We start from the raw sequence: 24004 nt of genomic DNA, 5'->3' as shown, positions 1-24004 counted from the left end.
AACGGCCGCGTCCCGGGGGACGCGGCCGTTTCCTGTTTAACGCTATCAGAACTGGAAGCCGACGCGCAGCGTGACGGTGTCGATATCCGTCCCGACGGTGCCGGTCGGGACGTCACCCGACACGTCGCGGCGACCGACTTCGAGACCGGCGAACATGTTGTTGCGGAACGCCATCTGAGCGCCCAGGCCATAGGAAACGCCGTTCTGACTGGCCGAGATCCCGCCGTCTTCGATGGAAGAACGGGCCGCACCGACGAAGCCGTAGATCAGCACGTTGTTCACGGCGTAACCGAGGCGGGCGCGCAGCTCGATCACGTTTTCCTGCTGGCTGCCCGGGAAGCCGACAAACGGAGTCGCGAAATGGGTGTAGTTCAGTTCGCCACCGTAGACGAGGTTCCCGCTCTGCCAGTTGTAACCGGCGAAGGCACCGAAGGCGTTGTCGCCTTCCATATCCGGCGTCACGCCGCCCGGCGTAGTGTTCTCGTTGATGCCGCCGGTCACGCGCGAAAAGCTCAGACCGCCATAGCCCCCGGCCCAGTTATGGGCGGTGGCGACGGGGGCGGTGTAGACGACTTCCGGCACCGGCTGGACGGCGACCGGGCCCGAGGCCAGCGCCGAGGTGGCGGTCAGGGCAAGCAGGGAGCCGGTGGCGGCGAGGATGATTTTCTTGGACATCGACATGATGCTCTCTTCCGTTATGTGTGCCCGGGGGCACGGTTTGCGGGGGCCAAAATCTGCCGCTTCGGGCGAGGCTTCAACCGCAGGACCGGCGCTCTCGGCGATGTGAACCTCGTCTGCTGCATTCCTGCACCACCCGTTCAGGTTGTTCACCGCGGCGTGATTTTTTCGTGATCGGGGTTCTTTAATGGTTGCAAGGATCTATGCCGTGCTGCTCACATAGTTGGTTCGACGTCGTGCTGAGGGCGGTCGGGATGGGCAGAAAAATCTTCACAATCCGCCAAGTTGTGATGGAACCAACTCTTGAACAGGCCCGCGCGCCCCTCGCAGCGCCGCGGCCCGGGGGTCTCCGCTGTCTGGCGCCTGCCGGTCCCCGCCCTATCCCGGCGGCTCTCCTTTGGGTTGCGCTTGCCTGCGGATTTCGCCGATCTGTCCCGGGTGGCAGGCCTGTCCGGGGGCCGCAATGACCCACCCCCTCGACACGATCTGGTTCTACGCCCAGACCGACCCCTATGCCGAGTTCTCCAACTTCGCGCCCTACGGCGTGGCGATGGACGGCGCCTATTGGCCAAGTGTCGAGCATTATTTCCAGGCGCAGAAGTTCCACGATGCCGCGTATCGCGAGCGGATCCGCAGGGCCTCGACCCCGAAACAGGCCAAGGGGCTGGGGATGAGCCGCGATCTGCCCCTCCGGCCGGATTGGGAGGCGGTCAAGGACACCCTCATGCTGGACGCGCTGCGCGTAAAATTCGCCACCCACCAGACCCCGCGCGACCTGCTGCTGGGCACCGGCGAGCGGCTGATCGTCGAGAATGCGCCGGGCGATTTCTATTGGGGATGCGGGGCGGACGGGAGCGGGCTGAACCGGCTGGGTCAGTTGCTCATGCAGGTGCGGGCCGACCTCCGCCGCGCGCTCTGAAACCCGTCCCTGAAACGCAAACAGCCGCCCCGAAGGGCGGCTGCGATGCCGATAGCGGCCGGATCAGAACTGATAGCCGATCCGCAGCGTGATGGTGTCGATGTCGTTCTCGACGTTGGAACCGCCGATGGTGGCGCTCATGTTGCGCCGCGCGGCTTCCACGCCGACGAAGACGTTGCTGCGAACGTGGAACTGCGCGCCGAGGCCGTAGCTCACGCCGTTCTGGCTGTTCCACACGCCGAGGCCGAAGAGTTCGGAGCGCGCGGCGCCGACGAAGCCGTAGAACATGACGTTATTGACCGCATAGCCGGCACGGGCGCGCAGCTCCAGCGCGTTGCGCTGGCGTTCGGGGAAGCCGACATAGCCCGTGTCGAAATCGATGTAGCTCAGTTCCGGGCCGAAGACGAAATTGCCGCGCTGCCAGTTGTAGCCGGCGAAGACGCCCCAGCCGTTCGCGCTGTCCAGATCGGGCAGGGCGCCGGGGGATTGGGTGACCCGGCCGCTCACCGACGAATAGCTGAGACCGCCATAAGCACCCGCCCAGTCGAAGGCCGGGGCGGGCATCACGTAGTCAACGACTTGGGGCGGGGGGGCAACGGGGCCCGAGGCAAGCGCCGGAACAATCGGCAGGGAACAGGCCAACGCAATTGCGGATACACGGGTAGCGAGGGTTGTGATCGAGGTCATGATGTCCACCAATTTGGGGCCGGAGTGGTGTCGGGACGCGGGAATCTCGACGGTGTGTCACGGGTGAGTCTATGCACTTTGGGCCTTGGTTCAATCACCCAGGGGTCCAGGGTCTATTTTCGTGGTCCACTGCGCCTTCCTTGCATCGGCCCTGCGACCGCGGGCAGGAGCGCGCTGACCTGCGGCCGGGGCCGTCCCGGGCTATCGGGAGGCGACATCATGCCGGGTGCCCACCGATCGACCCCCTGAAACGCAAACAGCCGCCCCGAAGGGCGGCTGTATGGCCGAAAAAGACCGGCTCAGAACTGATAGCCGAAGCGCAGCGAGATCGTGTCGATGTCGTTCTCGATGTCGGCGCCGCCGGTGGAGAAGCTCATGTTGCGCCGCGCCGCTTCGACGCCGACGAAGAAGTTGTTGCGAACGTGGAACTGCGCGCCGAGGCCGTAGCTCACGCCGTTCTCGGAGTTCCAGACGCCGCCGCCGAAGAATTCCGAGCGCGCAGCACCGACGAAGCCGTAGAACATCACGTTGTTCACGGCATAGCCGGCACGGGCCCGCAGTTCGAGAGCGTTGCGCTGCTGGTTGATGAACGGAGGATAATTCGCCTCGAAATCGATGTAGCTCAGTTCCGGGCCGAAGACGAAATTGCCGCGCTGCCAGTTGTAGCCGGCGAAGGCGCCCCAGCCGTTCACGCTTTCCATGTCCGGCGTGCCGCCCGGGGCCTGGGTGATCCGGCCGCTCACCGCCGAATAGCTCAGACCGCCATAAGCACCCGCCCAGTCGAAGGCCGGGGCAGGCATCACGTAATCAACGACTTGGGGCGGAGGGGCAACGGGGCCCGAGGCCAGCGCCGGAACAATCGGCAGCGCGCAGGCGAGGGCCAGCGCCGAAACACGGGTAACAAGGGATTTTGTCGAGGTCATGGTATTCACCACCTGAGGTTTCGAATGACTTGACGGGATTCCGAAAGCGGACGTCTGCGGGTGAGTCTACGCGTTCTGTCCCGCGGTTCAATCGGCGGGCTGCAGCAGCAGCATTTTCTTTCGTGAAGTGCGTCTTGTTTGCACCGCTGGGGGGTGCCGCGGTCGGGTCTTCCCTTCCTGTCGCCCCTCTGCCATCTTGGCGCATGGAACACCTTCCCCCTCTCCGCAGCCGTCACGGCCCCGCCGCATTCCCGCGGCAGGGAGGGGACGCAATTATCCGAGTATCCGCATGAAACCGACCCGAACCCTTCCGATCCTGACCGCCCCCGGCGCCGAGCCGGTGGCTTTTTCCGATGCCCGTCAGGCCGTCTCGCATCTGCAGGCTCTCTACAATCAGGCTACCGATTTCCTGGCCGCCAGCTTCCGCACCGCCATCGCCGACGGCACGCCCCGCGCCCGCTACCGCGCGTTCTATCCGGAACTGCGGCTGACCACCTCGACCTATGACCAGCCCGACAGCCGCCTCGCCTTCGGCTATGTGCCCGAACCCGGCACCTATGCCACCACGATCACCCGGCCGGATCTGTTCCGCAATTACCTCGAGCAGCAGATCGAGCTCTTGCTGAAGAACCACAACCAGCCGGTGATGGTGGGCTATTCCGACACCTCGATCCCGCTGCATTTCGCCATGGCCGGGCGTGATGACGTGGCCATGGCGGGGGAACTCAGCTTCACCCTGCGCGACATCTTCGATGTGCCGGACCTGTCGATCACCAATGACGATATCGTCAACGGCGAGGGGGTGCGCAACGCCGATGGCTCGGTCCCGCTGGCACCCTTCACGGCGCAGCGGGTGGATTACTCGCTGGCCCGGCTGGCGCATTACACCGCGACCGATCCCGAGCATTTCCAGAACCACGTCCTGTTCACCAACTACCAGTTCTACGTCGATGAATTCGAGGCCTATGCCCGTCAGGTCCTGGCCGATCCCGACAGCGGCTACACCGCCTTCGTCGCGCCCGGCAACGCGGTGCTGACCGACTCGCAGGCGCAGATCCCGCATCTGGCGCGCCTGCCGCAGATGCCGACCTATCACCTGAAACGGCCGGGCGGGCAGGGGATCACCCTGGTCAATATCGGCGTCGGCCCCTCGAACGCGAAGACCGCGACCGACCATATCGCCGTGCTGCGCCCGCATGCCTGGCTGATGGTCGGCCATTGCGCCGGGCTCAGGAACTCGCAGTCGCTCGGCGATTTCGTCCTCGCCCATGCCTATCTGCGCGAAGATAACGTGTTGAACGAGGACCTCCCCGTCTGGGTGCCGATCCCGGCGCTGGCCGAGATCCAGATCGCCCTGCAGGAGGCCGTGGCCGAGATCACCCAGCTCAAGGATTACGAGCTCAAGCGCATCATGCGCACCGGCACCGTCGCCACCATCGACAACCGCAACTGGGAGTTGAGGGACCAGTCCGGCCCGGTGCAGCGCCTCAGCCAGTCGCGGGCCATCGCGCTGGACATGGAAAGCGCCACCATCGCCGCCAACGGGTTCCGATTCCGGGTGCCCTATGGCACGCTGCTCTGCGTCTCGGACAAGCCCTTGCATGGCGAGCTGAAGCTGCCCGGCATGGCGTCGGCCTTCTACAAGACCCAGGTCGCCCGCCACCTGCAGATCGGCGTCCGCGCCATGGAACGGCTGCGCGACATGCCGCTCGACCGGATACACTCGCGCAAGTTGCGCAGCTTCGACGAGACGGCCTTCCTGTAATCGGGCCCCGGGACGCCGGGTTTTCGGGGGTTTTCGGCGAAATCCCCCGCATGCCCGCTGCTTTCCGATTGCCTGAGGCCCGCGCAGCCGATAGATGCGCTGAACAACGCAGGCCTCGGCCTGCCAGCGTTTTGATAGACGGAGAGCACCGATATGAACAAGCCGATGACCAAAACCCAGCTCGTCGCCACCCTTGCCGAGCAGATGGGCGCTGACAAGAAGACCGCTGCCGCCGCGCTGGACGGCATTGCCTCGATCGTCGCCACCGAAGTCGCCGCCGGCGGTTCGGTCACCCTGCCGGGCATCGGCAAAGTCGCCTGCCGCGCCCGCCCCGAGCGCGAAGTCCGCAACCCGGCCACCGGCGAGACGCTGACCAAGCCCGCCGACCGCGCCGTGAAAGTGACCGTGGCGAAAGCCCTGAAAGACGCCGTCGCCTGAGCCACCGCTCGCCCGCGCGACTGACCGCAAGGCCGCCCCTCCGGGCGGCCTCTTCGTTTTCCGTCAACCGGATCATGGCCTCCTGCGGCAAAGGAGCCCGCCATGGACATCACCCCGATCTCCCTTGCCGACATCGACCCCGAGGCCCTGCCGCGTGACCGGCTGGCGATGGAGGAGGGGCCGCTCGACACCCTCCTGCTGCCGATCCTGCAGGATGGTCTGCGCCAGCCGGTCGAGGTCTGGCCCGTCGAGGGCCCGCGCCCCCTGGGCCCTGATCCCGGGCGCGCGGCGCTATTTCCCCGGCCTCGAGGCCGCCCCCACCGCGTGCTGCGCCTCAATTCGGGGAACACGCTCCGGCGCGAATGGACCCCCTCAGGCTGGACCATCCGCATCGACGCGCGGCACGCGGCGCATCCGGGGATCGTGGATGATATCCTGGAGTATGTGGAGAAATGGTTTCAGAAGGAGGGGTGAGGGGGATGCTGGAGTCTCAATCCATTGCAAAAGTGGAAGCTCATGTTCCTCGCAGGAGGTGCCCTCTCAACGCTGTTAAAGAAAGATGTAGGAAACGTGTGGAACAAGACTCGAACGCCAAGAATTTCGGAACCTTGTTTGGTCAATTCGCTTGTCTCTTGACACGTGGGTGCTACTGTGTAGCGAATCACCTATAGAGTGGAGCCCCAAGCTATGCAACGCGTTAAGTCTGCACGCGAGGTCGTCCTTCTTGATATGGGTATCGATCTCTGCGCGGCTACAAACACCGGTAGCATGTTACTAGATGTTGTAAACGGCGATACATCTCTTGCTTTTTCTGGCTATGGCGAGTTCACTCCGATAACTGTTAGATCGGACACTGTGCTCAGAGATGCCCACTTGGAATGAGATCAACGCCGAGATTTCGCGGATAGGTAAACCCGACGCTTGTGACCGTGTAAGAGCCAAGTATCTCTCCGCGCTAGAGAGGCGGGTAGACCGAACCGTAATCGCCTATTACTCGGGCTTCCTTCAAAAGAAGTCTTCGGATGGTCGTGCCCATCCGGAATCCGCGATTACTGATCTGGACATGAATGGCTTTATGGCGGTCGTTCACAATGTTCCTCGTGATCGCGGTCTTGACCTAATTCTCCATACGCCCGGAGGTGGCACAGAGGCGACGAGGGCGCTGGTCGAATACCTTTACAAGATGTTCGGACGCGACATAAGAGCGATCGTCCCACAGATAGCGATGTCTGCGGGAACAATGATCGCGTGCGCATGTCGACAGGTGCTGATGGGAAAGCACTCTTGCCTTGGGCCAACCGATCCTCAAGTTAGAGGCCATCCGGCAATGGGAGTCCTCGCTGAAGTCGACCAAGCCATTATCGAAATCAAAAAGGAGCCACTTAAGCAATTACTTTACCAGCAAATATTTGCGAAATACCCGCCCGCATTTATTTTGGACTGCGAGCGTTCAGTTGCCGGATCTCGTGACATGGTCTGTGAATGGTTGGCGACGAATATGCTATCCGAGGAGGAAAATCCTTCCGTCGCCGCGAATGCGACCGTCGCGAACCTCATGAACTATCTTGGCACTACAGACCACGCTCATCACTTCCTGATCGACAAGTGTAAGGAAATGGGCCTCAAGGTCTTGGCTATCGAGGATAACCAAGAGCTTCAAGAGGATATTCTGAGTGTGCATCACTCCTTTATCGCCTCATTCGCAAGAACGAATGCTATTAAGATCATTCAGAATGCGCATGGTGCGACCTGGTCGCCAGCGGTTAGCTAACGATTTGTAACCCGCAGTTTGAGGTCTATTCCAGCTCTTGGAGCCATCCCACTGGGTGCAGCGAGCCGTAGGGTGCGCATTCATTGCGCACCCCTCACCGGGCGCGACCCGCTCCCCTCGCCCAACCCGCTCCCCGGTGCGCAATGAATGCGCACCCTACCCACCTACCCCTCCCTTGGTCCACCGGACGCTCCCCACCCCATGGGACATTCCTGCCAAAACCTTAACGCACCCCCCTAACCCGTTGTAATCCCACACCCCGCCCCCCTGTCCCACACGCGGGACACCTCTTCCCCTCTGCGGATTTCCCCGTTATCCCTGCCGAGGGGGCCCCGTCCGGCCCGGGGAGGATGTCATGGATTTCAAAGCCCTCCTCATGGGCCTCGCCTTCGCCTTCATGTGGTCCTCGGCCTTCACCTCGGCCCGCATGATCGTCCAGGACGCGCCGCCGCTCTACGCCCTCTCCTTCCGCTTCCTCATCTCGGGCCTCTTCGCCATCATCCTCGCCCGGCTGATGGGCGAAAGCTGGCGCCTGACCCGGGCCCAGTGGCGGGCCACGATCATCTTCGGCCTCTGCCAGAACGCGGCTTACCTCGGGCTCAACTTCATCGCCATGCAATGGGTCGAGGCCTCGGCCGCCGCCATCATCGCCTCGACCCTGCCGCTGATGGTCGCCGCCGCCGGGTTCCTGTTCCTCGGCGACCGGCTGAAACCCGTGGCCGTGGCGGGCCTCGTCGCCGGCTTCGGCGGCGTCATCCTCATCATGGGCGCGCGCTTCGGCGGGGGGCTCGACCCCTTGGGCGTCATCCTCTGCGTGATCGCCGCCATGGCGCTGACCGTGGCGACGCTGGCGCTCAGGGGCGCCTCCTCGGGCGGGAACGTGATGATGGTGGTCGGCCTGCAGATGCTGGTCGGCGCCGCCGCGCTGATCGGCCCGGCGCTGGCTTTCGAGACGCTGACCGTCACCTGGACCCCGCGGCTGATCCTCGCCTTCCTCTATACCACGCTCATTCCCGGCGTCGCCGCGACCTGGGTCTGGTTCAAGCTGGTGCAGCGGATCGGCGCCATCCGGGGCGCGACCTTCCACTTCCTCAACCCGTTCTTCGGCGTGGCCATCGCCGCCGCCCTGCTGGGCGAGACGCTGAACCTGACCGATGTGATCGGCGTGGCGATCATCATGGCCGGGATTCTGGCGGTGCAGCTTTCCAAGGCCCCGGCCGCGCGCTAGCTTTCCGGCCATGAAACCGCCCCGCTACATCCGCCGCCGCCGCTCGCCGCCCGGCACCGCCCCCGGCACGCTGACCGCCGACCCCGGTGCGCATCCGTCGACGATCCACGCCTTCCGCTATTCGGCCGAGGGTGTGGAAGAGAGCGACCAGATCCTGACCTGCAAGCCCGGCACGGTGCTGTGGCTGAACGTCGACGGGCTGGCCGATACCGCGCTTTTGCAGCGGATCGGCGAGATCTTCGGCCTGCATCCGCTGGCGCTGGAGGATGTGGTCAACGGCCACCAGCGCCCCAAGGCCGAGGAATACGAGGCGCATCAGTTCATCGCGCTGCGGATGCCGGACCGCCGGGCGGGGCTGGTCGCGACCGAGCAGGTGACGATGTTTCTGGGCGACGGGTTCGTCATCACCTTTCAGGAGCGCTCGGGCGATGTCTTCGACCCGGTGCGGGTGCGGCTGAGGAACCCGCAGGGCCAGATGCGCAAGCGCGGTGCCGATTACCTGTGCTACGCCCTGCTGGATGCGGTGATCGACGCCTTTTTTCCGGTGCTGGAGACCCTGGGCGAGCAGCTGGAAGCGCTGGAGGATGAGGTCGTCTTCAAGGCCAGCGCCACCGAGATGGGCGATATCCACGCCATCAAGCGTGACCTGATGGCCGTCCGCAGCGCGGTCTGGCCCCTGCGCGATCTGGTCTCGGCCCTGACCCGAGAGGAGACGCCCCGCTTCACCGAGACGACGCGGCTTTACCTGAGGGATTGCCAGGACCACGCGGTGCAGTTGATCGAGACCTTGCAGACCTACCGCGAGATCGCGACGGGGCTGGTCGATATCCTGCTGTCCAGCCAGTCGAACAAGATCAACGAGGTGATGCAGGTCCTGACCCTGATCGCCACGATCTTCATCCCGCTGACCTTCGTCGTCGGGGTCTATGGGATGAATTTCGACGACATGCCGGAATTGCACTGGCGCTGGGGGTATCCCGCCGTGATGGCCTTCATGGCGGTGATCGCGGGCGTGCTGGCCTGGTGGTTTCGGCGCAAGGGCTGGCTGGGGCCGAAACGCTAGGGTTCCCCGGGGAACAGCGCAGCCGGCGGTGGCATGGAACAAGGGGGCAAGCCAGAGACAGGAGCCCCGCCATGAACCGCACATTGAAATCCATGCTCACCTGGGGCCTTGCCGCCGGTGCCTTCGTCCTTGCCAAGGGCGTGGTGATCGGGGTGCTGGCCGCCACGACCCCCACCGCCGCCGAGCGGGTCGATGCGATCCTGGCGCAGGAGCCGGTCGCGAGCACCTATCAGGCGATGCGGCGGCATTTCCCGATCGAGGCGGTGCAGCTGCGGGGGTTGATGCTGGACGCCTATCGCGGCGGACGGCCGAACGACGCGGCGCTGGTGGTCCTGTCGCGCGAGGCGGGCGAGATCCATTTCCGGCTGGCCGAGGGGCTGCGCGCCGCCACGGATGCCGAGATCGTGGCGATTCTGGACGATTGGCTGGTCTCCATCGCGCCCTTCGACAGCGACACCACCGCCTGTTCGGCCATCGCGGCAGGGGGGCTGACCTCGGTGCAGCCCGGCGACCCGCGGCTTGATCCCGTGCAACTGGCCGAGGCGGCCGAGCGGCTTTACGCCACGATGGACCGCTACCGCTTCGCCGTAGACCGGCGCTATGTCGAGGAGGCGGATTTCGACGCCTTCGCCCCGGTGTTTCTGGCCGATGGCGGGACCGATGCCGATCTGGCCGCGGTCGAGGCGCGCGATCCGGCCGACCCGCAGCTCTGCGGTGCCTATCGCCGGCTTCTGACCAGCCTGCGCGGCGCCGGAAGCGAGGGCGCCGACCGGATGCGGCTAGAGATCGTCGTGTCGCTGTTTGGCGGCTGAGGGGGCGGGCGATGATCGGCATGGAAACCGCCGTCGCCGCCACGCTGGCCGGTGCGGCGCTGGGCGGTCTCTGGGGCGGCTGGGGCCTTGGCCGGCAGGCGCTGGCCCGGCGCCGCGCCGCCAGTCGCCTTGTGGACCAGGCTCTGGCCTTGGAGCCGGGGCGCAGCCTTTTTGCGGCAATGGCGGCGCATTTTCCGGCCGATGCCCGGATGCTTCGCCGCAAGATGATCCGGATCGCCCGCGGGCCGGGCAGCGTCTGGCAACGGCAGGTCGCTATCGCCAATGCGGCGGCCGCGGTGCGGCGCGGTCTGGGCGCGGCGGTGCTGTCGATCCCCGGGGCCGAGATCGACGCCCTGCTGGATGACCAGATCGCTCTCTACCGCCGGTTCGAGGGCGAGCCACTGCTGGCCTCGCGTTTCGTGGTGCGGGGGATCAAGGCGCTGTCGGGCTCGGAGCCGGACGGTATCCTCGCCGAAAGCGAGCGGATCAGGACCCGGGTCTATCGCGCCATGGCGCAGTATCGCGGGGCGCCCGTGGGGGCGGCGATGCCGGTGGTCGGCGATTACGAGCCTTTGCAGGCGGCGCTGGCCCGGGTCTGGGGCATGGACGACGCCTTTGCGGTGCTGGAGCGGCTGGACCCCGAGGAGCCGCGGCTGGGCGTGGCCTTTGTCACCATCCTGAAAGCGGTGCGTCATGGCGAGTTCGAGGGCGCCGACCGCCTGCGCCGCGCCTGGGTGGCAGCGCTGGCCAACGGCTGAGCGGGTTCCCGGCGGAACAGCCGTGCCCCCGACCCTGCGCTAGACATTCTGTATCGTCACCCAGAACCCCGGAGGCCCGCCATGCCACTGAACGCCCCGCTCACCGCCCTGCTGATCGCGAGTGCGATCCCGGCTCAGGCCGAAGTCGCCCCTGCCGGGATTGCCGAACGGGTCGCGTTGGTTCTGGCGTCGGAACCGGCGCGCAGTGCGATGCCGGGGCTCATGGCCTATTTCCCGGCCGAAGCGCAGCGCATGGTGGACAGTTTGCGCGAGGTCGTTTCCGAGCCTGACGGGTTCTCGGCCGCCGGGTTCGAGCGGCTGAGCACCCTCAACGCCGAGATCATGGCGCCGATCATGGGCATGGTCGCGCAGGCGCCTGATGGCGATCTGGTGGCGCTGCTGGATACGCAGCTTCGTATGCTGCAGGGGCTGGCGAGCCAGCCGATGCTCTGCGCCCGGGTCGTGGTGCAGGGGCCCGGCGCGCTGGGGTCGGACCACCGCTATCTGACCGAGGGCGTGCTGGAAGAGGCCTATCGCCAGCGCCTCGCCATTGCCGATGCCAGCCGCGATGCCGTTCCGCACCGGGATCTGGCCAGCGACGCGGATTACGCCGCGATCAGCCAGCGTCTGGCCGATCAGGGCGCGGACGGTGCCTGGTTCGACCGGATCGCGGCGATGGACCCGAATGACCGGGCCCTCTGCCAGACCTTCACCGAGTATCTGACCGTCGCCCGCGACGCGGATTTCCCCGGGGCGGACCGGATCCGGGCGGATCTGGCAACGGTGGCGGGGCTTTACTGACCCCTCAGCGCAGGCCGCGTGGCATCGGGGTGGTTCCGGCCTTGTAGGCGGACCAATCCTCGATATCCGGGTAGAAATGCCGCCGCCAGGCGCGGACTTTCGGGTTCATGATCCGCCGCCAGAGGGGCGGGATCGCCGCCGCAGCCACCATGGTCGGATAGCCCAGCGGCAGTTGCGGGGCCTCGGCCTCGGCATAGGTCTGCAACAGGGGATAGCGGCGGTCGGGTTTGTAATGGTGGTCGGAATGGCGCTGCAGGTTGATAAGCAGCCAGTTCGAGGCCCGGTGCGAGGCGTTCCAGCTGTGATGCGGCCGCACGGGCTCGTACCGCCCCTCGCCCAGATGGCGGCGGGTCAGGCCGTAATGCTCGATGTAGTTCGTGAGTTCCAGCAGCGTGATGGCGGTCAGCGCCTGAAAGAGGAACAGCAGGAGCCCCAGCCAGCCACCCGCCAGAACCGCCGCCAGCAGCGCCAGCGCCTGCAACCCCGCATAACGCCAGAACGGATTGGCGCGGTCGAACGGTCCCTTGCCGGCGCGGGCCAGCATCGCCACCTCGCTACGCCAGGCCGAGGCCGGGCAACCGCGCAGCACACGCAGGAAATAGCGCCAGAACCCCTCGTTATAGCGGGCGGTGACGTGATCGGCGGGGGTGCCGACCCAGAGGTGATGGACCCGCAGATGCTCGGAGCGGAAATGCGAATAGAGCGTGGTCGCCAGCAGCAGGTCGCCCAGCCAGCGCTCGGCCCGGGTTTTCTGATGCATCAGCTCATGGGCATAGGTGATGCCGATCCCGCCGCTGACCACGCCCAGCGCATGGAACAGGATCAGCACCTCCCACCAGGCCAGCGTGGCGCGCTGGGTCACGTACCAGATCAGCCCGTAGATCAGGAAGGCCTGCACCGGGAACCAGATCAGCGTGATGGCGCGATACCAGCGCAACTCCTGCACCGGGGTCTCGGTATCGGGATTGGCGGTGTTGAGCCCGGTCACGGCGTCGAGCAGCGAGAAGAGCCCGAAAGTATAGAGCGGCACCAGCGCCACCATCCAGCCGCCATAGGCCGCACCGGCCCAGACCAGCGGCACGAAGCCGAGCGAGGCCCAGAAGGGCAGGGCCTGGATGACGGAACCGAGGGGGCGGGCTGTGGACATGGGGGCCTCCGATGCCCCGAGTCTACGCCCCGGGGCGCGGGCCGAAAAGATCGCTTGATGCCGCGGACGCGTGGTCATGCACCTTGCGCATCACGGTCGGCAGGTCGCCGGGGTCGAACCCGGGGCGGAAGTCGCCCCTCTGCGGATTGGCGCCCAGCGGCACATGCGCCATGAGGACCGTGAGTTCCAGATGGAAATGGGTGAAGGTGTGCTTCACCACGCCCGGCAGTTCCGTCCACTCGGCAGTCAGCGGCGGCTGCGGCGCGGGGTCTTCGCCCCAGTCGCTGCCGGGCCAGCCGGGCATCCCGCCCAGCAGGCCCTTGGGCGGCCGGGTCTCCAGCAAAGGCGCCCCATCCGCCCGGATCGCCACATAGGCATAACCGCGCCGGGTGGGCTTCGGCGCCTTGGCGGTCTTCATCGGCAGATCGGCGGCGATGCCCTGATGGGCGGCGGCGCAGAACCCCTCCAGCGGGCAGTCGGCGCAGCGCGGATTGCGCGGCGTGCAGATCGTCGCGCCCAGATCCATCATCGCCTGCGCGAAATCGCCGGGCCGCTCCCGGGGCGTGAGCCGGGCCGCCAGCTTCGCCAGCCCTGGCTTGGCGCGGGGCAGGGGCTCGGTCACTGCGAAAAGCCGCGCGACCACGCGCTCCACGTTGCCGTCAACCACCGTCTCGGCCCGGTCAAAGGCGATGGCCGCGACCGAGGCCGCGGTATAGGCGCCGATCCCCGGCAGGGCGCGCAAGCCCTCCAGCGTATCGGGGAAACCGCCCTGCGCCACCACGGCCCGGGCGCAGGCGATCAGGTTGCGGGCGCGGGCGTAATAGCCAAGCCCGGCCCATTCGCCCATCACCTCGGCATCCGCGGCGGCGGCCAGCGCCTGCACATCGGGCCAGCGGGTGGTGAAACGGTGGAAATAGCCCTTCACCGTCGCCACGGTGGTCTGTTGCAGCATCACCTCGGACAGCCAGACGCGATAGGGATCGGGGATCTCGCCCGCCGCGCGCTCGGCGGGGCCGACGCGCCAGGGCAGCACCCGGGCGGCGGAATCGTACCAGCGCAGAAGCGCCGGGGCGACCGCCGCGCTCTCGATTCCGTCACGCATTCTTGACGCTCCCCTCGCTGGACCCTCTGGCCAAGGTCTGCGAACTCACTAAGATATTCGTGAGTGACAGGAAAGCCGCCCGCCGCATGAGCAAACCCGCCGACAGAACCGGCCCCCGGGGTCCCCGCCGCATGCGGGGGTTCGAGGCTGCGGCTGGCCTGTTGCGCGATCCGATCCGCAAGGCGGGGGAAACCCGCGGCTTCGCCGTGACCCGCCTGCTGACCCATTGGCCGGAAGTGGCCGGGCCGGACCTGGCACCGCTCTGCCGCCCGGTCAATGTCAGCTACGCCAAACAGGGGCTGGGCGCGACACTGACGCTGCTCACCTCGGGCGCGGCGGCGCCTTTGGTGCAGATGCAGGCGGACAAGCTGCGCGAACGGGTCAACGCGATCTACGGCTATGCCGCGATCGCCCGGATCCGCGTGACCCAGACCTCGGCCCGCGGCACAATGGCGGGTCTGGCCGAGGCCCAGCGCCCCTTCGACGGGCCGAATATCACCCGCCCCTCGGCCCAGGCGCTGGCCCGCGCGCAGGGCGTGCTGGACGGGCTGACCGAGGGGGTGGCCGACAGCGGGCTGAAAAGCGCGCTCGAGCGGCTGGCCACTCAAGTTCTCTTGCGACAGGACCGGCTCGGGGCAAAGGGCCCTGCCGGCGACAGAAAGGAAGATCCATGAACCGACGCTCGCTTCTCCTCTCCGGGGGCGCCGCCGTGGTCGCCGCCGGCGCCTATGCCGGTCTGAACAGCCTGACCGGCGGCCGCGCGCCCTCGCTCTCGCAGACGCTGCTGCCGACCGCCGCCCAGGCGCAGACCGGTGAAGGCGCGGTCGATACCTCGCGCGTGATGGATCTGGTGCTGGGCAATCCCGACGCCGAGGTGACGATCATCGAATTCGCCTCCTACACCTGCCCGCATTGCGCCAGCTTCCACGCCAATGTCTGGCCGGCGCTCAAGGCCGAATACGTCGACACCGGCAAGGTGCGCTTCGAATACCGCGAGGTCTATTTCGACGCCTACGGCCTCTGGGCGGCGCTGGTCGCCCGCTGCGGCGGCGAGATGCGCTATTTCGGCATCTCGGACATGCTCTATGACGAGCAGAACCAATGGGCCCGCGGTGCCGACGGCAATGCCGTGGCCGACAACCTGCGCCGCATCGGCCGCCGCGCCGGCATGTCCGACGACGAGCTGAACCAATGCCTGACCGACCGCGACCTCGCCACGGCGATGATGCAGGTCTATCAGGAGGGGATGACCGAATACGGCATCCAGGGCACGCCCAGCTTCGTGATCAACGGCACGACCTATTCCAACATGAGCATGGACGAGTTCCGCGCGATCCTCGATCCGCTGCTGACCTGATGTCCGCCAAGCCGCTCGCGGGGCTGCGGGTCGTCGAACTGGCCCGCATCCTGGCCGGTCCCTGGGCCGGTCAGACGCTGGCCGACCTCGGGGCCGAGGTGATCAAGGTCGAGGCGCCCGAAGGCGACGACACCCGCCAATGGGGTCCCCCCTTCATCGACCGCGACGGCACCCCCGTCGCGGCCTATTTCCATTCCGCCAACCGGGGCAAACGCTCGGTCACCGCCGATTTCCGCACACCCGAGGGGCAGGCGCGGGTCAAGGCGCTGCTGGCCGATGCCGATATCCTGATCGAGAATTTCAAGGTCGGCGGGCTGGCCAAATACGGGCTGGATTACGCGACGCTGAAGGCCGAGTTTCCGCGCCTGATCTATTGCTCGATCACCGGCTTCGGGCAGGACGGCCCCTATGCGCATCGCGCGGGCTACGATTACATCATCCAGGGCATGTCCGGGCTGATGTCGATCACCGGCCCGGCCGAGGGCGAGCCGCATCGCGTGGGCGTGGCGGTGACGGATCTGTTCACCGGGATCTATGCCTCGACCGCGATCCTGGCGGCGGTGGTGGAGCGTGCGCGCACCGGGCAGGGCGCGCATATCGACATGGCGCTCCTGGATTGCGCGGTCTCGGTGATGGCCAATCAGGCGATGAACTACCTCGCCTCGGGCCAGCCGCCGGGCCGGACCGGGAACTGGCATCCGAACCTCGTGCCCTATCAGGTGTTCGAGGTCGCGGACGGCCATATCATCATCGCCACCGGCAACGACGGCCAGTACCAGCGGCTCTGCCGGGTGCTGGGGCTGGAGGGGCTGATCACCGACCCCGCCTATCTGAAAAACGCCGACCGCGTGGCCAACCGCGCCGCGCTGGTGGCGCTGCTGACCGAGAAGACCCGCGGCTGGAGCAAGGCCGATCTTCTGGCCGCCTGCGAGGCGCAGGGCATCCCGGCCGGGCCGATCAACACGATGGACGAGGTCTTCGCCGATCCGCAGGTCGCGGCGCGGGGGATGCGGCTGTCGCTGGGCCCGCACGAGGGCGTGCGCTCGCCCTTTGTGATCGACGGCGAGCGCTGCAGCGCGTCCTTGCCGGCGCCGGCGCTGGGTGAGGCGGACGGGACATTGGGGGGCTAGCCCCCCAAGCCCCCCAGGATATTTGCAGAACAAAAATGAGCAAGGCGCGCTCCCGGGATTGGGGGCGCGTTAACCTTGATGAAAGGTAAATCGCGCTTCTTTGTTCTCTAAATATCCCGGGGGGTCCGGGGGGCTGGCCCCCCGGTCCGACAGAAGCCACAGGCGGGCCGGTTCAGCCCCAGGGGCCCGGGTTCTGGCGGGAGACGGGGCGCGAGGAGGTGGGGCGCGGCATGGGCCGGGCGCCCTGCTCGCGGGCCATGGCCTCGAGCGCGGCGATGCGGTTCTCGGTCGCCGGGTGGGTCGAGAAGAGCTTGTCCCGGGCGTGGGCGTGCAGCGGGTTAATGATGAACAGATGCGCCGTCGCCGGGTTCCTCTCCGCCGCGTCGTTGTCGATCCGGCTGGCGTAGCCCTGGATCTTGCGCAGCGCATCGGCCAGCCACAGCGGGTTGCCGACGATCTGGGCGCCGATCCGGTCGGCCTCGTATTCCCGCGACCGCGAGATCGCCATCTGCACCAGCGCCGCAGCCAGCGGCGCCAGGATCATCATGGCGATCATGGCGATGGGATTGGCCCGTTCGCGGTTGCCGCCGAACAACATGGCGAAGTTCGCCAGCATCGAGATCGCACCGGCGAAGGTTGCGGTAATGGTCATCGTCAGCGTGTCGTAATTCTTGATATGCGCGAGTTCATGCGCGACGACCGCCGCCACCTCTTCCCGCGTCATCCGGTCCATCAGCCCGCGCGACACCGCCACCGCGGCGTTGTCGGGGTTGCGGCCGGTGGCGAAGGCGTTGGGCTGGTCGCTCTCGATCACATAGACCTTGGGCGTCGGCAGCCCGGCGTTGCGCGACAGCTCCATGACGATCTGTTGCAGTTCGGGCGCGGTATGGGCATCGACCGGCCGCGCGTTATGCATCCGCAGCACCATCGAATCCGAATTCCAGTAGCTGAAGGCATTCATGCCCGCCGCCACCACCAGCGCGATCAGCGCGCCGGTGCCCCCGCCGATGAGATAGCCCATGCCGAGGAACAGGGCGGTCATCGCCGCCATCAGGATCCCGGTCTTGACGTAGCCCATGATCGCCTCCGTTCTTACGGTTTCCGATATGGGGTGTGCCGGGCGCGCTGCAAGATCAGAGCAGCCCTTCACCCTTGTAGAGGGCGAGCACATTCGCGCGGGGCCGGGCGCCGATATGGCCGATGACTTCGGCCGCGGCGATGTTGCCCATGCGGCCGCAGGTCTCCATCGAATGGCCCGTCACCAGCCCGTAAAGGAAGCCCGCCGCGAACTGGTCGCCCGCGCCCGTGGCATCGACCGGGACCACGGTGCGCACCGGGGCCGTCACGCGGTGGCCGTTCTGGATCAGCACCACCGGATCGCCCGAGCGGGTGCAGACCACGATGCCGCAATCTTCGGCCGCCTGGGCCAGCGCCTCGTCGAGGTCATTGGCCTGGTAGAGCGAGGTCCATTCCTTCTCGTTGCCGATGACGTAATCCATCTCGTTCGCCACCAGACGGCGGAAATCGGCGCGGTGGCGGTCGACGCAGAAGGGATCCGACAGCGCGATGCCGACGCGGCCGCCGCCCTTGTGGCAGGCGCGGGCGGCTTTCAGGAAGGCCTCTTTCCCCTTGTCCTTGTCGAAGAGATAGCCTTCGAGGAACACGACCTCGCTGTTGCCCATCACCGCTTCGTCGACATCGTCGGGGCCGACTTCGGACGAGATGCCGAGATAGGTGTTCATCGAGCGTTCGCCATCGGGCGTGACGAAGATCATCGAGCGCGAGGTCGGCAGGTCGCCGCCCGTCACCGGCGCATTGACGAAGGCGGTGCCGGTGCGTTCGGTGTCCTGCGCGAAGAACCGGCCCAGGCTGTCGTCGCGCACCCGGCCGACCAGCGCCGTTTTCAGGCCCAGCGCGCCCACGCCCGCGATCGTGTTGCAGACCGAGCCGCCCGCGGCCTCCTGCCGGTCGCGCATGGCGCCGAACAGGGTCTCGGCGCGCTCCCGTTCGATCAGCTGCATGATCCCCTTGTGGATGCCCATATGGTCGAGGAAATGGTCGTCCACGGTCGAGATCACATCGACGATGGCATTGCCGATGCCGGCGACCTGATAGGTTTTGCTCATTGCGATGCCTCCGGGATGATCGCGTCGATTTCGGTTTCGACCAGCCATTCGGGGTCGACGAAGCCTGACACGGCCATGACGGTGCAGGCCGGGCGGATCTCGCCGAAGACCTCGCCATGGACCCGCGCGGCTTCTTCCCAGCGGGTGATGTCGGTGACGATGATGCGCGAGCGGATCACGTCCTCGGGCCGGGCGCCGGCATCCGCAAGGGCCTTGAGGCTGATCTCGAGGCAGCGGCGCATCTGCGCGGCCATGTCGCCCACGCCCGCCGTGCCACCGCCCTCGGCAATCGGTGCGGTGCCGGCGACCGAGACATGCTGGCCGATGCGCACGGCGCGGCTGAAGCCGATGATGGGTTCGAGATAGGATCCCGAGGAGACGAGGCTGCGGGTCATAGGGTCTTTTCCTCAAAGGGGCAGAGATCGCGGATCAGGCAGGCGGGGCAATTGGGTTTTCGCGCCTTGCAGACGTAGCGGCCGTGCAGGATCAGCCAGTGATGGGCGTGATGCTGGAATTCGGCGGGGATATTGTCCTCGATGGCGCGTTCCACGACGTCGACATCCTTGCCCGGGCAGATGCCGGTCCGGTTGCCGATGCGGAAGATATGCGTGTCGACCGCCTGCGCCGGCACGCCCCACCACATGTTGAGCACCACATTCGCCGTCTTGCGCCCGACGCCCGGCAGGGATTGCAGCGCTGCGCGGGACGAGGGCACCTCGCCGCCGTAGTGATCGACCAGGATCTGCGAGAGCTTGATGACGTTTTTGGCCTTGTTGCGGTAAAGGCCGATGGTCTTGATATGCTCGATCAACCCGTCCTCGCCCAGCGCCAGCATCTTTTCCGGCGTGTCGGCGATGGGGAACAGGGCCTTGGTGGCCCGGTTCACCCCCACATCGGTGGCCTGCGCCGAAAGCGCCACGGCCACCAGCAGGGTGAAGGCGTTGGTATGGTCGAGTTCGCCCTTGGGTTCGGCCTCGGCCGCCTGGAAACGGCGGAAGATCTCTTTGAGGGTGAGGTAATCGAGTTGCGCGGCCATGTCGGTTCCTTGCCCCGGCCGGGGCCGTGGCGCAAGGGCTAGTCGTCACGCCGCCGGAGCAAACGCCCGATCAGGAAGGACGTGCGCGGCGTATAGACATAGGGCGTATGGGCGGGGGGCGTGCGGCCGACCTGCATGCGGTAAAGCCCGAAGACGATCAGCAGCACATGCGCCAGCGCGATGAAGATGAACATCGAGGCGGGTCCAAAGCCCGAGATCAGCGCCGAGGCGATCACCGGCGAGGCGATGGCGCCCACCGCATAGAGGAACATCTGCGCGGCGCTGAGTTCGACCCGTTCATGCTGTTCGGCGAAGTCATGGGCATGCGCGGTCGAGATCGAATAGATCGGGAAAGTGGTGAAGCCGAAGAAGGCGGCGGCGAGGAAGATGGTGACGACGTTGCCCTGCGCCCCGGCGATCATCGCCACGCAACCCAGGATCGAGGCCACGGAAATGCCGATCAGCACCAGCCGTCGGTCGTATTTGTCGGCGATCCAGCCGACCGGGAATTGCGCGAGCGCCCCGCCCACGACATAGGCGGACAGGAACAGGGCGATGCGGTCGGCCTCGAGCCCCACGGCGATGCCGTAGAGGGGGCCGACCATGCGGAAGGCAGCGCCGGTGATGCCCGAAACGACGACGCCCACGGCGCCGAGCGGCGATTTGCTCCAGGCGAGTTTCGGCCTCAGGCGGGGGGCGGGACCGGCCGAGGGGGCCTCGGCCCGGGTCAGCAGCAGCGGGAAGATCGCGAAGCACATGAAGAGCGCGAGCAGGTTGTAGCTGACGTAAGCCGCGGGCGGCAGGAAGGCGATCAGCACCTGCGCGCCCAGGTTGCCGGACACGTCCACCATCCGGTAGACGCCCATCGCCCGGCCGCGCGTCTCGTTCGTGACCTTGGATTGCAGCCAGGCCTCGATGATCGTGTAGCACCCGGCGACGGCCAGGCCCGAGAGCATGCGCATCCCCGCCCAGGCCCAGGGATCGAGCCACATCATATGGGCCAGGATCCCGGTGGTGCCCGCGGCGGTGAAGGCGGCGAAGGCGCGGGCGTGGCCGACCTCGCCCATCAGCCGCGGCGCCCACCAGCAGCCGACGAAGAAGCCCAGGAAATGCGCCGAGCCCATGGTGCCGATCTGTTCGGCGGTGAACCCCAGCACGGTGCCGGACAGCGCGTCCAGCGGCACCACGCCGCCTAGCCCCAGCTGCAGGAAGAAGACCGAGACGAAAAGCGCGGCGAAGGAAATCAGCAGGGTCATGCGCGTCGGTCCAGGCGGTCTGTTGGCGCTACCTTGGCGCGGGGCAGGGCCTGCGTCCAGAGGCTTTGACTTGACCGGGTCCCGCCGCGTAGCGTCGATGCCATGAGCATGCCCGGTCACAACCTGCCGCCCGATCCGCTCGATGCCGCCGCCGGGATCGAGGTGACGGCGGATTTCGAGCGGTTCCGCCAGCGCGACGACATCTTCACCCGGGCATTCTGGGATCCTGCGGTGCGCTCGAAACAGAGTGATGCCTTCTTCGGCAGCTACCGGATCGACGCCACACCGCGAAAGGGCGAGGGGTTCCAGCAGAAGGATTTCGCGCTGCGGAACGCGGCCTGGCTGGTCAGCGATATCATCTCGAACCGATCCGCCGCCGAGGGGGTGCGCGAGGGGTTTCAGGCGCCGATCCGCGCCGACACGCCGGTGGCGCCGGTGCAGGTGCCGGTCGAGGACCCGGCGGCGATGGCCGAGGAGGTCAAGCGCGTCGCCCGCTTCTTTGGCGCGGACCTCTGCGGCATCACCGGGATGGACCCGCGCTGGATCTATGCCTCGCAGGTCGATACCCGCGATTTTTCCGAGGTGCCGGTGGATCTGCCGCCCGGCCTCGGCTCGGTCATCGTGCTGGGGCACCAGATGGATGCGCCGCTGGTGCAGACCTATCCCTCGGCGCTGGCCGGGGCGGCGACGGGGCGGGAATACAGCCACGAGGCGGCGATCGTGATGCAGCTTGCGGCCTTCATCCGCAACATGGGCTATCGGGCAGTGGCCTCGATGAACGACACCGGGCTGGTCATCCCCTTCGCGGTGAAGGCGGGTCTGGGCGAATACGCCCGCAACCAGCTGGTCATCACCCCCGAATTCGGGCCGAGGCTGCGGTTTTCCAAGATCTTCACCGACCTGCCGCTGGCCCATGACGCGCCGAAACCGCTGGGCGTGAAGGCGGTCTGCGACATCTGCACCCGCTGCGCCGAGGGCTGCCCGGTCAAGGCGCTGCCCTTCGGCGCGCCCGAGGCAGGCGGCACCAACCGCAGCGCCATCAAGGGCGTGGTCAAATGGACCTCGGACGCCGAGAAATGCTTCGGCTATTGGGCGAAACTGGCCTCCGACTGCGCGATCTGCCTGCGGGTCTGCCCGTTCAACCGCGATTTCAGCAAGCGGCGCAACCGGCTGTGGCTGAAGCTGGCGCTCTCGCCGCTGCGACGGCTGGCCCTGTGGCTGGACGACCGGTCCGGCCGGGCCAAACGGTTGAAGCCGCGCGACTGGTGGGCGGGCTGAAAGCGCAGGTTCCGGGTCGAAGCCCGGGCACCCGGGGGATAGGTTGGTGCCGAAGGGCGTATTTGCAGCAGAATGAAGGGGCGGGCGATGGACGGGGATCAGGACGAGCGGGCCTATCATTACGGGGTCATCGGCCGGGCGATTGCCGAGATCGACGCGGCGGGCGAGCGGGTCTCGCTGGAGGAGCTGGCCGGGCGGCTGGGCATGAGCCCGGCGCATTTCCAGCGGGTCTTCACGCAATGGGTCGGCGTCTCGCCCAAACGCTACCAGCAATATCTGGCGCTGGGCCATGCCCGGCGCCTGCTGGCCGAGCGGTTCACCGTGCTGGAGGCGGCGCATGCCAGCGGGCTGTCGGGCCCGGGGCGGCTGCATGACCTGTTCCTGCGCTGGGAGGCGATGACGCCCGGCGATTACGCCAAGGGCGGGGCGGGGCTGGTGATCCATTGGGGCTGGTTCGACAGCCCCTTCGGCCCGGCGCTGGTCATGGGGACCGACAAGGGGCTCTGCGGCATGGGTTTCGCCGCCGAGATGGGGGCGGAGGCGGCCTTTGCCGATCTGACCGGGCGCTGGCCGAAGGCGCGGTTTGTCGAGGATCCGATGCGGCTGAGGCCCTGGGTCGACACCGCCTTTGGCGCGAAGGGCGGGCTGAGCGAGACGCCGCTCTACCTGATCGGCGCGCCCTTCCAGATCAAGGTCTGGGAGGCGCTGCTGTCCATCCCCTCGGGCAAGGTCACCACCTATTCCGAGATCGCCCGCGCCATCGGCCAGCCGACCGCCAACCGGGCGGTGGGGGCGGCGGTCGGGCGCAATCCGATCTCCTGGCTGATCCCCTGCCACCGGGCGCTGGCCAAATCGGGCGCGCTGACCGGCTATCACTGGGGGATTCCGGTGAAGCGGGCCATGCTGGCCTGGGAGGCGGCGCGCGACGAGGCGGCCTGAGCCGCCGATGCCGCTGGCGGCAACCCGCCGATCAAGCAATCTTGACGCGAGCGGCATGCTGCGGGCTCTGTCGCCGGGAAACGCCTTTCGCTAGGGTTTCGGCCAAACCATTCCGAAGGAGTATTTCCATGATGGCATCCAAGGCGTTCGCGGCGCTTGCCGCGCTCTCGCTCACCGCGGCCTGCACCACCTCGACGGGCGAAATGAACCGCACCCAGACCGGCGCCATGACCGGCGCGCTGGCCGGCGGTCTGCTGGGCCTGGCCACCGGCCAGGGCAACCGCACCCCCGAGGTGCTGGTCGGCGCTGGCCTCGGTGCCATCGCGGGCGGTGCCATCGGCGCGCATATGGACCGTCAGGCGGCGGAACTGCGCGCGCAGCTCGGTTCGAACGCGACGGTGGTCAACACCGGGCAGGAAATCACCGTGACCATGGCGCAGGACATCCTGTTCGCCACCGACAGCTATTCGGTCCGCCCGGATCTGGCGCAGATGCTGCGCAGCGTGGCGCAGAACATCAACTCCTACCCGCTGAGCATCGTCTATGTGACCGGCCATACCGACTCGACCGGTTCGGAATCCTACAACCAGCAGCTCTCGCTGCGCCGGGCCGATGCGGTCGCGGGCGTGCTGATCGGCGCGGGCGTGCCGGGCAACCGGGTGCAGGCGCGCGGCATGGGCGAATCGCAGCCCGTCGCCTCGAACGACACCGCCTCGGGCCGGGCGCAGAACCGCCGCGTGGTCATCACCATCCGCCCCAGCTGACCGGCTGGACAGCGCGACGGGGGCCG

26 protein-coding genes are annotated in these 24004 nt (G+C 67.0%); 16 read left to right on the top strand and 10 right to left on the bottom strand.

All coding sequences use genetic code 11. From position 1 onward, the window contains the following. Window positions 1-45: 45 nt before the first annotated feature. On the bottom strand, window positions 46-681 hold the full coding sequence (locus DDE23_RS08350) for an outer membrane protein (RefSeq protein ID WP_107751511.1): 636 nt from the start codon (window positions 679-681) through the stop codon (window positions 46-48). Window positions 682-1141: 460 nt separating this feature from the next. Here DDE23_RS08350 and DDE23_RS08345 point away from each other — a divergent pair, with 460 nt between their 5' ends. Continuing rightward, on the top strand, window positions 1142-1597 hold the full coding sequence (locus DDE23_RS08345; RefSeq protein ID WP_107751510.1) for an NADAR family protein: 456 nt from the start codon (window positions 1142-1144) through the stop codon (window positions 1595-1597). Between the two features lie 63 nt (window positions 1598-1660). On the opposite strand, the gene DDE23_RS08340 is transcribed toward DDE23_RS08345, so the two are convergent. After that, a complete protein-coding gene (locus DDE23_RS08340) occupies window positions 1661-2161 on the bottom strand; it encodes an outer membrane protein (protein ID WP_157957987.1) in 501 nt (166 codons plus the stop codon). 422 nt (window positions 2162-2583) lie between these two features. Next, a complete protein-coding gene (locus tag DDE23_RS08335) occupies window positions 2584-3207 on the bottom strand; it encodes an outer membrane protein (RefSeq protein ID WP_133239532.1) in 624 nt (207 codons plus the stop codon). A gap of 289 nt (window positions 3208-3496) precedes the next feature. Between DDE23_RS08335 and DDE23_RS08330 the strand changes: the two genes are divergently transcribed. The 9 genes from DDE23_RS08330 (at window position 3497) to DDE23_RS08290 (ending at window position 11843) form a co-directional block, all read left to right on the top strand. Next, the gene (locus DDE23_RS08330; RefSeq protein WP_107751507.1) at window positions 3497-4972 is read left to right on the top strand and encodes an AMP nucleosidase; all 1476 of its coding nucleotides are present in this window, start codon (window positions 3497-3499) and stop codon (window positions 4970-4972) included. A 153-nt stretch (window positions 4973-5125) separates the two neighbouring features. Continuing rightward, window positions 5126-5410, top strand: a complete 285-nt coding sequence (locus DDE23_RS08325; protein WP_107751506.1) for an HU family DNA-binding protein — start codon at window positions 5126-5128, stop codon at window positions 5408-5410. A gap of 102 nt (window positions 5411-5512) precedes the next feature. Then, window positions 5513-5884, top strand: a complete 372-nt coding sequence (locus tag DDE23_RS08320; protein ID WP_107751505.1) for a hypothetical protein — start codon at window positions 5513-5515, stop codon at window positions 5882-5884. A gap of 391 nt (window positions 5885-6275) precedes the next feature. After that, a complete protein-coding gene (locus DDE23_RS08315; protein ID WP_238149932.1) occupies window positions 6276-7181 on the top strand; it encodes an SDH family Clp fold serine proteinase in 906 nt (301 codons plus the stop codon). Between the two features lie 355 nt (window positions 7182-7536). Then, on the top strand, window positions 7537-8409 hold the full coding sequence (locus tag DDE23_RS08310) for a DMT family transporter (protein WP_107751503.1): 873 nt from the start codon (window positions 7537-7539) through the stop codon (window positions 8407-8409). Between the two features lie 10 nt (window positions 8410-8419). Further along, window positions 8420-9472, top strand: coding sequence for a magnesium/cobalt transporter CorA (gene corA / locus DDE23_RS08305; RefSeq protein ID WP_107751502.1), 1053 nt, complete (start codon window positions 8420-8422; stop codon window positions 9470-9472). A 71-nt stretch (window positions 9473-9543) separates the two neighbouring features. Continuing rightward, window positions 9544-10284 carry a hypothetical protein gene (locus DDE23_RS08300; RefSeq protein ID WP_107751501.1) on the top strand — a complete coding sequence of 247 codons (741 nt, stop codon included), beginning with the start codon at window positions 9544-9546 and terminating at the stop codon, window positions 10282-10284. Between the two features lie 11 nt (window positions 10285-10295). Then, on the top strand, window positions 10296-11042 hold the full coding sequence (locus DDE23_RS08295; protein ID WP_107751500.1) for a hypothetical protein: 747 nt from the start codon (window positions 10296-10298) through the stop codon (window positions 11040-11042). Window positions 11043-11123: 81 nt separating this feature from the next. Further along, the gene (locus tag DDE23_RS08290; protein ID WP_107751499.1) at window positions 11124-11843 is read left to right on the top strand and encodes a hypothetical protein; all 720 of its coding nucleotides are present in this window, start codon (window positions 11124-11126) and stop codon (window positions 11841-11843) included. 4 nt (window positions 11844-11847) lie between these two features. Here the strand turns inward: DDE23_RS08290 and DDE23_RS08285 are convergent, their stop codons facing one another. Continuing rightward, a complete protein-coding gene (locus DDE23_RS08285; protein ID WP_107751498.1) occupies window positions 11848-12990 on the bottom strand; it encodes an alkane 1-monooxygenase in 1143 nt (380 codons plus the stop codon). 22 nt (window positions 12991-13012) lie between these two features. Next, window positions 13013-14092: an A/G-specific adenine glycosylase gene (locus DDE23_RS08280; RefSeq protein ID WP_107751497.1), complete on the bottom strand. Its 1080-nt coding sequence runs from the start codon at window positions 14090-14092 to the stop codon at window positions 13013-13015. Window positions 14093-14178: 86 nt separating this feature from the next. On the opposite strand from DDE23_RS08280, the gene DDE23_RS08275 reads away from it, so the two are divergent. The 3 genes from DDE23_RS08275 to DDE23_RS08265 are packed head-to-tail and all read left to right on the top strand — an operon-like array spanning window position 14179 to window position 16579. Beyond that, a complete protein-coding gene (locus DDE23_RS08275; protein WP_238149931.1) occupies window positions 14179-14766 on the top strand; it encodes a DUF721 domain-containing protein in 588 nt (195 codons plus the stop codon). Further along, complete coding sequence (locus tag DDE23_RS08270; RefSeq protein WP_107751496.1) at window positions 14763-15449, top strand: DsbA family protein; 687 nt, start codon at window positions 14763-14765, stop codon at window positions 15447-15449. Before DDE23_RS08275 ends, DDE23_RS08270 begins: the two co-directional genes overlap by 4 nt. Next, a complete protein-coding gene (locus DDE23_RS08265) occupies window positions 15449-16579 on the top strand; it encodes a CaiB/BaiF CoA transferase family protein (protein ID WP_107751495.1) in 1131 nt (376 codons plus the stop codon). Before DDE23_RS08270 ends, DDE23_RS08265 begins: the two co-directional genes overlap by 1 nt. 172 nt (window positions 16580-16751) lie before the next feature. On the opposite strand, the gene htpX is transcribed toward DDE23_RS08265, so the two are convergent. The 5 genes from htpX to DDE23_RS08240 are packed head-to-tail and all read right to left on the bottom strand — an operon-like array spanning window position 16752 to window position 20997. Then, the gene (gene htpX, locus DDE23_RS08260; RefSeq protein WP_107751494.1) at window positions 16752-17657 is read right to left on the bottom strand and encodes a zinc metalloprotease HtpX; all 906 of its coding nucleotides are present in this window, start codon (window positions 17655-17657) and stop codon (window positions 16752-16754) included. A 55-nt stretch (window positions 17658-17712) separates the two neighbouring features. Continuing rightward, window positions 17713-18705: an adenosine kinase gene (locus DDE23_RS08255; RefSeq protein WP_107751493.1), complete on the bottom strand. Its 993-nt coding sequence runs from the start codon at window positions 18703-18705 to the stop codon at window positions 17713-17715. Beyond that, on the bottom strand, window positions 18702-19100 hold the full coding sequence (locus DDE23_RS08250; protein ID WP_107751492.1) for a RidA family protein: 399 nt from the start codon (window positions 19098-19100) through the stop codon (window positions 18702-18704). The genes DDE23_RS08255 and DDE23_RS08250 overlap by 4 nt, the downstream gene beginning before the upstream one ends. Further along, on the bottom strand, window positions 19097-19741 hold the full coding sequence (nth, locus tag DDE23_RS08245) for an endonuclease III (protein ID WP_107751491.1): 645 nt from the start codon (window positions 19739-19741) through the stop codon (window positions 19097-19099). Before nth ends, DDE23_RS08250 begins: the two co-directional genes overlap by 4 nt. A 38-nt stretch (window positions 19742-19779) precedes the next feature. Then, complete coding sequence (locus DDE23_RS08240) at window positions 19780-20997, bottom strand: MFS transporter (RefSeq protein ID WP_107751490.1); 1218 nt, start codon at window positions 20995-20997, stop codon at window positions 19780-19782. A 102-nt stretch (window positions 20998-21099) separates the two neighbouring features. On the opposite strand from DDE23_RS08240, the gene DDE23_RS08235 reads away from it, so the two are divergent. The 3 genes from DDE23_RS08235 to DDE23_RS08225 all read left to right on the top strand — a co-directional run bounded on the left by DDE23_RS08235 (window position 21100) and on the right by DDE23_RS08225 (window position 23978). Next, window positions 21100-22275 carry a 4Fe-4S double cluster binding domain-containing protein gene (locus DDE23_RS08235; protein ID WP_244913102.1) on the top strand — a complete coding sequence of 392 codons (1176 nt, stop codon included), beginning with the start codon at window positions 21100-21102 and terminating at the stop codon, window positions 22273-22275. Between the two features lie 87 nt (window positions 22276-22362). Then, the gene (locus tag DDE23_RS08230; protein ID WP_192883714.1) at window positions 22363-23214 is read left to right on the top strand and encodes a methylated-DNA--[protein]-cysteine S-methyltransferase; all 852 of its coding nucleotides are present in this window, start codon (window positions 22363-22365) and stop codon (window positions 23212-23214) included. Window positions 23215-23342: 128 nt separating this feature from the next. After that, window positions 23343-23978: a YiaD family glycine zipper/OmpA-like lipoprotein gene (locus DDE23_RS08225; protein WP_107751487.1), complete on the top strand. Its 636-nt coding sequence runs from the start codon at window positions 23343-23345 to the stop codon at window positions 23976-23978. Window positions 23979-24004: the final 26 nt, after the last annotated feature.

It is taken from the genome of Pararhodobacter aggregans, assembly GCF_003075525.1.
In the GTDB taxonomy this organism is placed as follows: Bacteria; Pseudomonadota; Alphaproteobacteria; order Rhodobacterales; family Rhodobacteraceae; genus Pararhodobacter; species Pararhodobacter aggregans.
This window is presented reverse-complemented; position numbering and strand designations above follow the sequence as displayed.

Bases quoted from the DNA above. Each gene is read 5' to 3' on its own strand.
- DDE23_RS08330 (WP_107751507.1), top strand. From the start codon at position 3,497: ATGAAACCGACCCGAACCCTTCCGATCCTGACCGCCCCCGGCGCCGAG.
- DDE23_RS08285 (WP_107751498.1), bottom strand. From the start codon at position 12,990: ATGTCCACAGCCCGCCCCCTCGGTTCCGTCATCCAGGCCCTGCCCTTC.
- DDE23_RS08295 (WP_107751500.1), top strand. From the start codon at position 10,296: ATGATCGGCATGGAAACCGCCGTCGCCGCCACGCTGGCCGGTGCGGCG.
- nth (WP_107751491.1), bottom strand. From the start codon at position 19,741: ATGGCCGCGCAACTCGATTACCTCACCCTCAAAGAGATCTTCCGCCGT.
- DDE23_RS08350 (WP_107751511.1), bottom strand. From the start codon at position 681: ATGTCGATGTCCAAGAAAATCATCCTCGCCGCCACCGGCTCCCTGCTT.
- DDE23_RS08225 (WP_107751487.1), top strand. From the start codon at position 23,343: ATGATGGCATCCAAGGCGTTCGCGGCGCTTGCCGCGCTCTCGCTCACC.
- DDE23_RS08340 (WP_157957987.1), bottom strand. From the start codon at position 2,161: ATGCCCGCCCCGGCCTTCGACTGGGCGGGTGCTTATGGCGGTCTCAGC.
- DDE23_RS08315 (WP_238149932.1), top strand. From the start codon at position 6,276: ATGCCCACTTGGAATGAGATCAACGCCGAGATTTCGCGGATAGGTAAA.
- DDE23_RS08335 (WP_133239532.1), bottom strand. From the start codon at position 3,207: ATGACCTCGACAAAATCCCTTGTTACCCGTGTTTCGGCGCTGGCCCTC.
- DDE23_RS08255 (WP_107751493.1), bottom strand. From the start codon at position 18,705: ATGAGCAAAACCTATCAGGTCGCCGGCATCGGCAATGCCATCGTCGAT.
- DDE23_RS08240 (WP_107751490.1), bottom strand. From the start codon at position 20,997: ATGACCCTGCTGATTTCCTTCGCCGCGCTTTTCGTCTCGGTCTTCTTC.
- corA (WP_107751502.1), top strand. From the start codon at position 8,420: ATGAAACCGCCCCGCTACATCCGCCGCCGCCGCTCGCCGCCCGGCACC.
- DDE23_RS08250 (WP_107751492.1), bottom strand. From the start codon at position 19,100: ATGACCCGCAGCCTCGTCTCCTCGGGATCCTATCTCGAACCCATCATC.
- DDE23_RS08345 (WP_107751510.1), top strand. From the start codon at position 1,142: ATGACCCACCCCCTCGACACGATCTGGTTCTACGCCCAGACCGACCCC.
- DDE23_RS08275 (WP_238149931.1), top strand. From the start codon at position 14,179: ATGAGCAAACCCGCCGACAGAACCGGCCCCCGGGGTCCCCGCCGCATG.
- DDE23_RS08235 (WP_244913102.1), top strand. From the start codon at position 21,100: ATGAGCATGCCCGGTCACAACCTGCCGCCCGATCCGCTCGATGCCGCC.
- DDE23_RS08290 (WP_107751499.1), top strand. From the start codon at position 11,124: ATGCCACTGAACGCCCCGCTCACCGCCCTGCTGATCGCGAGTGCGATC.
- DDE23_RS08320 (WP_107751505.1), top strand. From the start codon at position 5,513: ATGGACATCACCCCGATCTCCCTTGCCGACATCGACCCCGAGGCCCTG.
- DDE23_RS08300 (WP_107751501.1), top strand. From the start codon at position 9,544: ATGAACCGCACATTGAAATCCATGCTCACCTGGGGCCTTGCCGCCGGT.
- DDE23_RS08310 (WP_107751503.1), top strand. From the start codon at position 7,537: ATGGATTTCAAAGCCCTCCTCATGGGCCTCGCCTTCGCCTTCATGTGG.
- DDE23_RS08230 (WP_192883714.1), top strand. From the start codon at position 22,363: ATGGACGGGGATCAGGACGAGCGGGCCTATCATTACGGGGTCATCGGC.
- DDE23_RS08325 (WP_107751506.1), top strand. From the start codon at position 5,126: ATGAACAAGCCGATGACCAAAACCCAGCTCGTCGCCACCCTTGCCGAG.
- DDE23_RS08270 (WP_107751496.1), top strand. From the start codon at position 14,763: ATGAACCGACGCTCGCTTCTCCTCTCCGGGGGCGCCGCCGTGGTCGCC.
- htpX (WP_107751494.1), bottom strand. From the start codon at position 17,657: ATGGGCTACGTCAAGACCGGGATCCTGATGGCGGCGATGACCGCCCTG.
- DDE23_RS08280 (WP_107751497.1), bottom strand. From the start codon at position 14,092: ATGCGTGACGGAATCGAGAGCGCGGCGGTCGCCCCGGCGCTTCTGCGC.
- DDE23_RS08265 (WP_107751495.1), top strand. From the start codon at position 15,449: ATGTCCGCCAAGCCGCTCGCGGGGCTGCGGGTCGTCGAACTGGCCCGC.